11 protein-coding genes and 1 pseudogene are annotated in these 8,969 nt (G+C 74.3%); 5 read left to right on the top strand and 7 right to left on the bottom strand.

Annotated elements, in window-relative coordinates:
- Nucleotides 1-339 (top strand): annotated as a pseudogene (locus ABZW11_RS45790) (hypothetical protein); the annotation flags it as partial.
- 302 nt (nucleotides 340-641) lie between these two features.
- Here the strand turns inward: ABZW11_RS45790 and ABZW11_RS45785 are convergent.
- Nucleotides 642-1,220 carry a TetR/AcrR family transcriptional regulator gene (locus tag ABZW11_RS45785; RefSeq protein ID WP_355432725.1) on the bottom strand — a complete coding sequence of 193 codons (579 nt, stop codon included), beginning with the start codon at nucleotides 1,218-1,220 and terminating at the stop codon, nucleotides 642-644.
- 135 nt (nucleotides 1,221-1,355) lie between these two features.
- Between ABZW11_RS45785 and ABZW11_RS45780 the strand changes: the two genes are divergently transcribed.
- On the top strand, nucleotides 1,356-2,093 hold the full coding sequence (locus ABZW11_RS45780) for an SDR family oxidoreductase (RefSeq protein WP_355432722.1): 738 nt from the start codon (nucleotides 1,356-1,358) through the stop codon (nucleotides 2,091-2,093).
- Between the two features lie 149 nt (nucleotides 2,094-2,242).
- Here the strand turns inward: ABZW11_RS45780 and ABZW11_RS45775 are convergent, their stop codons facing one another.
- The 3 genes from ABZW11_RS45775 to ABZW11_RS45765 form a co-directional block, all read right to left on the bottom strand.
- Nucleotides 2,243-2,446, bottom strand: coding sequence for a hypothetical protein (locus ABZW11_RS45775; protein ID WP_355432719.1), 204 nt, complete (start codon nucleotides 2,444-2,446; stop codon nucleotides 2,243-2,245).
- Between the two features lie 106 nt (nucleotides 2,447-2,552).
- On the bottom strand, nucleotides 2,553-3,029 hold the full coding sequence (locus tag ABZW11_RS45770) for a LysR family transcriptional regulator (RefSeq protein WP_355432716.1): 477 nt from the start codon (nucleotides 3,027-3,029) through the stop codon (nucleotides 2,553-2,555).
- A gap of 8 nt (nucleotides 3,030-3,037) precedes the next feature.
- Nucleotides 3,038-3,739 carry an AraC family transcriptional regulator gene (locus ABZW11_RS45765; RefSeq protein WP_355432713.1) on the bottom strand — a complete coding sequence of 234 codons (702 nt, stop codon included), beginning with the start codon at nucleotides 3,737-3,739 and terminating at the stop codon, nucleotides 3,038-3,040.
- Between ABZW11_RS45765 and ABZW11_RS45760 the strand changes: the two genes are divergently transcribed.
- Entirely contained in the window at nucleotides 3,738-4,781 is a 1,044-nt protein-coding gene (locus tag ABZW11_RS45760; protein ID WP_355432710.1) for a saccharopine dehydrogenase NADP-binding domain-containing protein, read from the top strand. The genes ABZW11_RS45765 and ABZW11_RS45760 overlap by 2 nt on opposite strands.
- Nucleotides 4,782-4,838: 57 nt before the next feature.
- On the opposite strand, the gene ABZW11_RS45755 is transcribed toward ABZW11_RS45760, so the two are convergent.
- The 3 genes from ABZW11_RS45755 to ABZW11_RS45745 are packed head-to-tail and all read right to left on the bottom strand — an operon-like array spanning nucleotide 4,839 to nucleotide 6,846.
- Nucleotides 4,839-5,621, bottom strand: a complete 783-nt coding sequence (locus tag ABZW11_RS45755; RefSeq protein ID WP_355432708.1) for an SRPBCC domain-containing protein — start codon at nucleotides 5,619-5,621, stop codon at nucleotides 4,839-4,841.
- The gene (locus ABZW11_RS45750) at nucleotides 5,618-5,989 is read right to left on the bottom strand and encodes a metalloregulator ArsR/SmtB family transcription factor (RefSeq protein WP_355432705.1); all 372 of its coding nucleotides are present in this window, start codon (nucleotides 5,987-5,989) and stop codon (nucleotides 5,618-5,620) included. The genes ABZW11_RS45755 and ABZW11_RS45750 overlap by 4 nt, the downstream gene beginning before the upstream one ends.
- 44 nt (nucleotides 5,990-6,033) lie before the next feature.
- The gene (locus tag ABZW11_RS45745; RefSeq protein ID WP_355432702.1) at nucleotides 6,034-6,846 is read right to left on the bottom strand and encodes a MerR family transcriptional regulator; all 813 of its coding nucleotides are present in this window, start codon (nucleotides 6,844-6,846) and stop codon (nucleotides 6,034-6,036) included.
- Between the two features lie 10 nt (nucleotides 6,847-6,856).
- On the opposite strand from ABZW11_RS45745, the gene ABZW11_RS45740 reads away from it, so the two are divergent.
- Nucleotides 6,857-7,672 carry a MerR family transcriptional regulator gene (locus ABZW11_RS45740; RefSeq protein ID WP_355432700.1) on the top strand — a complete coding sequence of 272 codons (816 nt, stop codon included), beginning with the start codon at nucleotides 6,857-6,859 and terminating at the stop codon, nucleotides 7,670-7,672.
- A gap of 98 nt (nucleotides 7,673-7,770) precedes the next feature.
- The gene (locus ABZW11_RS45735) at nucleotides 7,771-8,283 is read left to right on the top strand and encodes an ATP-binding protein (protein ID WP_355432697.1); all 513 of its coding nucleotides are present in this window, start codon (nucleotides 7,771-7,773) and stop codon (nucleotides 8,281-8,283) included.
- Nucleotides 8,284-8,969 lie beyond the last annotated feature (686 nt).

Here is an 8,969-nt window from a genome sequence, read left to right as displayed (position 1 = left end):
GAGCTGGGCGAGTCGCTGGCGGCGGCGCTGGCGGCGCGGTCGTGGCGGGAGCGTGAGGACGGGCTGGCCGCCGCGTACGGGCGGGTGGCGGCGCTGCAGAACCGCATGGCACTGGCCGAACGGCTGGACGAGCGGGTACGCGGCTTCCACGACCGGCCGTTCCGGGTGATCGGCGGTGACCGGTTCGCCGAGGCGCTGATGGCGGCGGTGTCGGACCCGGCGGTGCGGGGGCTGCCGGTCGCCGGATGCGTGGATCAGGTGGCGGACGCGGTGGACGTGCTGACCCGGCCGGAGCGCGCCCGCGCGGTGACGGCCGCGGCGCTCGGCCTGACCACCTGACCCGCGACCGGCCCCCGCGACCGGCCCCCGCGACCGGCCCGCACCTGGCGCAGGGGTCAGAACCGGGTGGTGGTCATGGTGTACCAGGTGGGCAGGAAGGTCAGCACGACCACGGCGGCGAGTACCGCGACCGCGCCGAGCAGGCGCGGCCTGGTCAGGCTCTCGCGGGGGCGAGGGGCCGCGACCGCACCGGCCGGCCGCCACGACGGCGGTGGGCGCTGCTGTGGCGTACGGCGGCGGAGACCGGCCTGATCCGCTCCTTCGCCCGCGCCGTCCGGAGCCTCGCCGCGTAAGGGGGGTGCCTACCGGGCGGGCTGGATGCGCAGGCCGTCGAGGGTGAGGTCGAGCAGGCGTTCGGCCTGGGCGCGCTGGTCGGCGCGGGGGCAGGTGTGGGCGATGCCGGTCAGCGCCGCGGTGAGGTCGGCGGAGGTGATGTCGCCGCGGATCGCGCCGGCCGCCGCGCAGGCTTCCATGAGGGTGGTGACGGCGGCCTGGATCATGGCGCGGCTGTTGCCGTAGGGGTTGTCGCCGGTGGCGGCGATGGCCTGCAGGGCGTCGGCCATGCCGTATTTGGTGGTGACGTAGTCGAGGAACAGGCGGGTCCAGGCGCGCAGCGCGGTCAGGGGCGGGTGGGCGTCGAGCAGGCCGGGCACGGCGTCGCACAGCTGGGCGACCTCGTTGCGGTAGACCGCCTCGATGAGGGCCTGGCGGGTGGGGAAGTTGCGGTAGAGGGTGGCGGTGCCGACGCCGGCCTCCTTGGCGATGCGTTCGAGGTGGGCGTCCAGGCCCTCGCCGGCGAAGACGCGTGCCGCCGCCTGGATGATCTTGTCGCGGTTGCGGCGCGCGTCGGCGCGCAACGGGCGTGCTGCGTCGTCGCTCATCGCGGTGCCCGGCTCCTCTCCGTTTGCTGAACGGAGGCGTGCCCACTTATGGTCGAGCTAAGTGGTGGCGCCTCCACTTCTTCATCGTAGGTCATCCGCGGCCTGCGCACACCCATCGGGGAAGGACAGCCGATCATGACAGGAATCGCCGGGAAGGTCGTCGCGATCACCGGAGCCAGCAGCGGGATCGGCGAGGCCACGGCCATGTACCTGGCCGAGAGAGGCGCCAGGCTCGTGCTCGGCGCCCGCAGGAAGGAGCGGCTGGAGGCGGTGGCCGAGCGCATCACCGCGGCCGGCGGCACGGCCACGGGAGCCGTGGTCGACGTGACCCGCCGCGCCGACCTGCGCACGCTCACCGACACCGCGCTCGACCTGCACGGCCGGCTCGACGTGCTGGTCTCCAACGCCGGCACCATGGCCGTCTCGCCGTTCGACGAGCTGCGCCTGGACGACTGGGACGCCATGGTCGCCACCCACATCACCGGCCTGCTGAACGGCATCGGCGCCGCGCTGCCCGTCTTCCGCCGCCAGCAGGCCGGCCAGTTCGTCAACGTCGCCTCCACCGCCGCCTACGTCATCACCTCGCCCCTGGGCGTCTACGCCGCCACCAAGACGGCGGTGAAGGTGCTGACCGAGGCGCTGCGCCAGGAGGCGGGGCCGCACCTGCGCGTCACCCTCGTCTCCCCGGGCTTCACCGACACCGAGGGCGTCGGCAAGGGCGGCAGCCCGCAGGTGGCGGCGGCGTTGGTGCGCCGGAGTGAGGAGATCGCGATGCCGCCCTCGGCGGTGGCGGCGGCGATCGGGTTCGCCATCGAGCAGCCCGAGGGGATCGACGTCGGGGAGGTGGTGATCCGGTCCACCGCCCAGGACTGACCCGGAGTTCAGGGCAGGGGGCCCAGGTCGCGGATGGTGCCGGCCAGGGCGCGGACGGCCTCGCTTTCGGCCTCGGTGCGCCACACCAGCGCGTACGGCAGCGGCTCCAGATCCGTCACCGGCAGGTAGGCGATGTCAGGCCGCGCCCACTAGCGGCTTACATGGGCGGGGAAGAGCACGACGAGCCCGTCCATGCTGGCCGGCGTCATGGCCTCCTCGGCGTCGCGCACCACGGGGCCGCGCTCGATCGCGCGGCCCCGCCTGGTCAGCCGCGGAGCGTAATGGTCGTAGCAGTGGTCGGGCCCGGTGTCGGCGTGCGGATGCTGGAAGTCCGACAGCACCTCCAGCGACACCGAGGCGCGCGAGGCCAGCCGGCGACGGTGGCCACGGCCAGCACCTGCTGCTCGGCGAACAGCACCGGCCCCACCGTCAGGCCAGGCTCGTCGATGGGCAGCCGGCTCACCAGGACGTCCTTGTCGCCGCGGCGCAGCGCGGGAAACGCCTCGCCCACCTGCGCGCTGTGGATGCGCAGCCGTCACCCCGGGTGACGCAGGCGGAAGACAGGTCGTGGGCGTTGAGCGGGAGCATGCCGACGCGCAGCGTGCCGGTGACGCCCTGGCCGGCCAGCCGGGCGCGCTCCACGCTCTCCTTCAACCCGGCGTAGACGGGGCGCAGGTCGTCGCGGAGCCGCCGGCCGACCTGGGTCAGCCGCACGGTGCGGTTGCCGCGCTCGAACAGTGCGGCGCCGATCTGCCGTTCCTGCTTCTGGACGGCCTGGGTGACGCGGGCGGGCGACAGGCACAGCCGGGCGGCGGTCCGGCCGCAATGCAGCTCATCGGCATCCTGCTCTGCCAGGTCGGTTGCACGGTGCCCAGCCCGGCCCACCTCATGTGCGACTTCTGGACCACCCTCTACCAGGCCGTCGACGACTGACACGTCGCCCGCTACCCGGTGCCGGGATGCAGTGTGGGGGCGTGCCGGCGGTAGGTGGCGGGCGGGAGGCCGTACTGGCGTTTGAAGGCGTGGGTGAAGGTGTACTGCGAGCTGTAGCCGACCTGGCGGGCGATCACGTGGACGGGTGCGTCGCCGCCGCGCAGCAGCCGGGCGGCGGTCGCCATGCGCCACCACGTCAGGTACGCCAGCGGCGGCCGCCCGGCCAGCGCGGTGAAGCGGCGGGCGAACGCGGCCCGCGACAGGCCCGCCCGCGCCCCCAGCTCCTCGACCGTCCACGGATGGGCCGGGTCGCCGTGCACGGCCCGCAGGGCGGCGGCCACGGCCGGGTCGTGCAGGGCTGCCGCCCACCCGGAAGGGGAGTGGCCGCCGGCGTGCCGTTCCTCGAACCAGGCGCGCAGGATGTAGAGCAGCAGCAGGTCGAGCAGGGTGAGCAGGACGCCCTGCGAACCCGGCCTGGCGTCGTCGTCCAGCTCCGCGCCGAGCAGCTCGAGCGCGGCGCGCAGCTGCCCGTGCCGGCCCACGCGGGCCGGCAGGTGGACGACGTCGGGCAGGTCGTCCAGGAGCGGGTGCGCGGCCGAGCCGTCGAGCAGGTACGCGCCGCAGAGCGTCACCACCGCCGGCGACCCGTCGCAGTCGGCCAGCGCGTGCGCCGATCCGCGCGGCTGAGGGATCACCGAAGAGGAGACGTACATGAAGATCGCTGTTTACGGCGGGAGCGGCTACCAGGGCGGGCTCGTGCTCGCCGAGCTGGCACGGCGCGGCATCGAGCCCGTCGCGGCCGGGCGGGACGCCGCCCGCCTGGAAAGGACCGGCGCGCCCTGGCGCGTCGCCGCGGCAGGAGACCGCGAAGGGCTGGTGAGCGCGTTCGCCGGCTGCGACGCCGTCGTCAACTGCGCGGGCCCGTTCACCGTCACGGGCGCGGCCGTGGTGCGCGCCGCGATCGCCGCGGGCTGCCACTACGTCGACACCTCCGGCGAGCAACTGCACGTCAAGCACGTTTTCGACACCTTCACGACGCAGGCGCGCGAGGCGGGGGTGAGCGTGCTGCCCGCCGCCACCGACGGGTGCGTCCCGGTGGACCTGCTGGCCCGCGTGCTGGCCGATCGTCTCGGGCCGCTCGCCGGCATCGTCACCGTGCACGTCGTCACTGGCGGCGGCATGTCGCGCGGGTCGCTGCGGTCGGTGGCCGAGACGATCGACGCCATCAGGGCGGGCGGCCTGATCTACTCCGGCGGCGCCTGGCGCGCCGGAGGGCCCGCCCGCGGCGAGGTCCGCCTGCCCGGACGGGCGGAGGCGACGGCGGTGGCGGCGTTCCCGGTGCCGGAGGTGGTGACCATACCCCGCCACGTCCCCGTCGGGCACATGGCGGGGATGACCGAGGCGGCGCTGGGGGAGCAGCTGAACAGCCCGCTCACCCCTGAGATGATCGACAGCCTGCCGGACGGGCCCGGCGCGGCGAGCCGCCGCGCCCAGCGCTTCACCTACGTGCTGGACGCCACGGGTGCGGACGGGCGGCGGGCCCGCGGCGTCGTGCGGGGGAGCGACACCTACGGCACGACGGCGGTGATCGCCGTGGAGAGCGCCCGCCGGCTCGCGGCCGGGCGCGCGGGGGCGGGGGTGCTGGCACCCGGCCAGGCTCTGCCGCCGGAGGGGTTCCTGGACTTTCTCGCCGCGTACGGGGTGCGGTGGTCGATCGAGCCCTCGCACATATCCGACCTGTCCGATACTTCATGATCTACGCTGTAAAGGCGCCGGGTTGGTTGATACTCCCTGCATAATCTCAAAACCCCCTCAGGCGAGGAGGGAGGCCGCGAGGTCTTCGACGCGGACACGCCAGGCGTCCGCCGTGGACGCATCCCCGGCGTGGGTGATGACCAGGCGCGCGCCGTGACCGGTGCCCTCGCCGAACTCCCAGCGCACCGCCCCGCTCGCGGTCTCGTACTCCAGCAGCTTGCCCGCCTCGGCCCGCGTCACCGGACCGGCCGGGACGGCGGGGACGGTGAACGGCGCGGGCGGCGGCGCGCCGACGGTGGCGGCGGGCCCGTCGAGCAGCCGCCAGACGTCGTCGGCGGGGCGGGTGAGCTGGCGCTCAGCCCGGACACCGCCGTCATCGGTGATGGCGGCGGGGTGCAGGCCGAGGATGGCGACGAAGTCCTCGTGCAGGCGGGCGGTGTCGCCGGGCGGGACGGGCGGGCGTCCGTCGAGGTGGGCGTGCAGCTCGGTCAGGCAGGTGTGCCAGCCGGCGGCGAAGCTGGCCGAGCCGTGGTGGTCGGTGAAGGTGTGGGTGAAGGTGAGCAGGGTGCCGTCGCCGTCGGGGGTGAGCTCCCAGCGCAGGTGGTCGTCGCCCCAGGTGTGGGCGAACAGGCGGGGCGGGTCGTTGTCGGTGATGCGGCCGTCGGGGCCGAAGCCGTAGCCGATGCGGTCGCCGTCGATGGTGACCGCGGCCGGGAACCAGGCCGACATGTGCTCAGGGCGGGTGACGGCGGTCCACACCTTCTCCGGCGGGTGGGGCAGGCGGCGCTGCAGGCGCAGGGTGGTGCGGCCGTCGGGGTGCAGGGTGAGGGTCTCGTTCACGGGTTCGGCTCCTCCAGGGTGTCGCTTGCGGTGTCGCTTCCGGTGTTGCGCGCAGGGTCAGGCGCAGGGTCGGGCATGGTGTCGAGGTGGTCTTCGAGCCGGTCGAGGGTGTCGTTCCACAGCCGCCGGTAGGGGGTGAGCCAGGCGTCGATCTCGGCGAGGGGGCGGGGGTTGAGCTCGTACCAGCGGCGCTGGGCGTCCTTGCGGACGGCGACGAGGCCGGCGCGGCGCAGCGCGGCCAGGTGCTTGCTGGTGGCGGGCTGAGTGAGGCCGAGCTGCTGGGTGAGCTCGCCGACCTGGTGGGGGCGTTGCAGGAGGAGGTCGAGGATACGCCGGCGGGTGGGTTCGGCGACGACGTCGAAGGGCATGCCCGCGAACATACCCCATCAGTTATATGCCTGCAAGAGCATATTCAGGGGGTGGTGGCACGCCGGGCGTTGGCGTGGATCGCGGTACGGAAGTAGGCCGCAAGACCCGGGGCGAGGGCGTCGTAGACGGCGGTGAAGCGCGGGTCTTCGACGTAGAGGTCGCCCAGGCAGCGGTGCAGGTCGTGGTCGCAGGTGTAGAACCAGCGGTTGATGTGGGCGCGGTGGCGTTCGGCCAGGTCCATGACGTCGGGGTGGTCGGCGGGCACCCCCGAGGTGCGGGCGGCGGCCAGGTCGTCGTTGAGGGCGGCGGCCTCCTTGCCGAGCTGCAGCCAGTCCTCCTTGGTGTAGGCGGCGATGCGCTCCTGGCTCTCGGCGTACTGCGGGGTGCCGCCCCAGCGGCGTTCGACCTCGGCGTCGTGGTCTTCTGGCCGGAAGGAGCCGAACACCTCCAGGCGTTCCTCGGCGGTCAGGGAGATGCCGGTGGTGCGGGCGTTGATGGCGCGCTCGACGGCGGCGATGACCTGGCCGATGCGCTGGGCCTTGCGGGTGAGCAGTTCGTGCTGGCGGCGCAGGTGGGTGAGGTGGTCGGTGCTGGGCCGGTCGAGGATGGCGGCGATCTCGTCGAGGGGGAAGCCGAGCTCACGGTAGAGCAGGATCTGCTGCAGGCGGGTGATGTCGTCGTCGGCGTAGCGGCGGTAGCCGGCGGGGGTGCGCTCGCGCGGGGTGAGCAGGCCGATCTCGTCGTAGTGGTGCAGGGTGCGTACGGTGATGCCGGCCAGCCGGGCGACCTGTCCCACGGAGAAGCTCATGTCCTCCACGATGCCGTGGGGGACGGGGTGGTGGTCAAACCGGGTCATGCTGGTGGGCGTGGATGAGGAGTTGCTGCCGATCGGGCGGTTCGCCCGGCTGGCCCGGCTGAGCGTGAAGCGGTTGCGGCGTTACGACGAGCTGGGGTTGCTGCGGCCGGCGCATGTGGACGAGGTGACGGGTTACCGCTACTACCGGGCCGCGCAGGCGCGCCAGGCGCTGTCGATCGGGCTGCTGCGCTCGCTGGACGTGCCGCTGGCGGTGGTGGGCGAGGTGCTGGCGGGTTCGGGGGACGCGCTTGAGGGGGTGCGCAGGACGCTGGAGGAGGAGCTGGCGCGGCGCCGCAGGACGCTGGGCGTGCTGGAGCGGGTGATGGCCGAGGGCCTGCCCGAGACGGCGGTGCGGGTGGTGGAGGAGGAGCCGCTGCGAGTGCTGCTGGTGCGCGAGCGCGCGGCGGGCATGGAGGACGTGGGGCGGGCGACGTCGGCGGCGGTGGCGAAGCTGCTGGCCGGTCCCGTAGGGGCGGGGCCGGTGAGGGGGCCGGTGAGGGGGCCGGTGAGGGGGCCCGTGCGGCTGATCGGGTTGTTTCCGCTGGACGTGGCCGAGGCGATGGAGGTGGCGGTTGGCCTGGCCGTCGACGAGTCCCAGGGCGGCGCGGTGGTGTTGCCGGGCGGGCGGTTCGCGTGCGCGACGCATGTGGGGGCGTATGAGCAGATGTCGCTGACCGTGCACGGGCTGCTGGCGTGGTGCGCGGAGCGGGGGCGGGCGGTGCGGGGGCCGGTGCGTGAGGTGTACGTGTCGGATCCGGCGGTGACGGCGCCGGGGGAGCTGGTGACGGAGGTGCTGGTGCCGCTGGACGACCCCGCGAGGGAATAAATGTCCGTATGGGTGCTTATAGGCGGTTTTGGGGCAGGCTGAGGGGTGGCGGGGAAACGCTCCCCGACCAGCGGGAAGAAGATGCGAGGACGGCGATCATGGATCATCATCGGTCGCCTCGCGCGCCGGCCCAGGCCGCGTACCTGGTGGCCCCGCAGCACCAGGCGGGACCCGCGGAGACGGGCTGCCGGCTGACGCGAGGCGGCTCCACCGGCGCGGGCGGTTCACTGTCGGCCGTATGGACACTGCCCGCCCTGCCGGCGTCGGTGCCCCAGGCTCGCCACCTGCTGCGCGCCGCGCTCACCGGCTGGGGCGTCGCGGCCAGCGCCGAGGCCGAGCTGCTGGCCGACGAGCTGGTGACCAACGCCGTACGGCACGGCCGCGGCCCCGTACGGCTGCAGATCAGGCTGCGCGTCTCCGGCGAGCGGCTGCTGCTGCGCTGCGAGGTGGGCGACCGCGGGCACGGCATGCCGCAGCTGCGGCCCGCCGGCATCGAGGACGAAGGCGGCCGCGGCCTGGCCCTGGTGGCCGGGCTGGCCCGCGCGTGGGGATGCGCCCGCACGCGCAGCGGCAAGGTCGTCTGGTTCGACGTGCCCGTGGAGGCCCGCTGACGCCGGCGGCACGTCAAGAACGGGCCGCCGAACCACCATGACATGGTCAAATCTTTGCGCGCCCGGCCGCCGGGCCCGCCCCCGGCCGTCCCACGGGACTTAGCCTGGGGACGACGGCCAGGAGGACGGCCTCCTGCGACCCCACAAGACACCATGACAGCGGTGACGACTCACACCTTCCGCGACCGCCCAGGAGGCGCGCCCCCGAGGGTGACCGATCCCGCCGGGCACCGGCACGAGGCCGCCGGGTCCCGGCGCCCGCCCGGTGCGCCCGCATCACCTCCTGCGGCAAGACCCGCCGCGCCTGCCGCTCCTGCCGCGCCTGCCGCGCCCGCACCCAGGCCGGTGGCGCCCGCCGTGCCGGCCCTCTGGCGGTCGACGCCCGCCGCGCCGGCCGTGCCCACATACCGGCCGGCCGCATCCACCACGCCTCTGCAGCTTTCACCTGATGCCGGGTCAATGACCGCCAGTCCGGCCCGACGAATCAACCCGCCTGCCAGGCGCCCCTCCGTGGCCAGCGCCGCCGCGGGCGCCGATCGACTGGAGTTACGCCGCATGCCCATCACCCGAGCACCGGCCGGCCCCGCCCGCAGGGCGCGTCGCCGGCCCGCCCACCAGGTACGCGCCGACGCGCGCCGCCCGGCCGGCCGGCGTACACCACCCGGCCTCGGCCCGGTACGGCCGAT

This window comes from Nonomuraea sp. NPDC004580 (genome assembly GCF_040609855.1).
In the GTDB taxonomy this organism is placed as follows: Bacteria; Actinomycetota; Actinomycetes; order Streptosporangiales; family Streptosporangiaceae; genus Nonomuraea; species Nonomuraea salmonea.
This window is presented reverse-complemented; position numbering and strand designations above follow the sequence as displayed.

Excerpts from the sequence above, each read along its gene's own strand:
- ABZW11_RS45785 (WP_355432725.1), bottom strand. The coding sequence starts at position 1,220 with ATGAGCGACGACGCAGCACGCCCGTTGCGCGCCGACGCGCGCCGCAAC.
- ABZW11_RS45780 (WP_355432722.1), top strand. The coding sequence starts at position 1,356 with ATGACAGGAATCGCCGGGAAGGTCGTCGCGATCACCGGAGCCAGCAGC.
- ABZW11_RS45760 (WP_355432710.1), top strand. The coding sequence starts at position 3,738 with ATGAAGATCGCTGTTTACGGCGGGAGCGGCTACCAGGGCGGGCTCGTG.
- ABZW11_RS45765 (WP_355432713.1), bottom strand. The coding sequence starts at position 3,739 with ATGTACGTCTCCTCTTCGGTGATCCCTCAGCCGCGCGGATCGGCGCAC.
- ABZW11_RS45750 (WP_355432705.1), bottom strand. The coding sequence starts at position 5,989 with ATGCCCTTCGACGTCGTCGCCGAACCCACCCGCCGGCGTATCCTCGAC.
- ABZW11_RS45745 (WP_355432702.1), bottom strand. The coding sequence starts at position 6,846 with ATGACCCGGTTTGACCACCACCCCGTCCCCCACGGCATCGTGGAGGAC.
- ABZW11_RS45735 (WP_355432697.1), top strand. The coding sequence starts at position 7,771 with ATGGATCATCATCGGTCGCCTCGCGCGCCGGCCCAGGCCGCGTACCTG.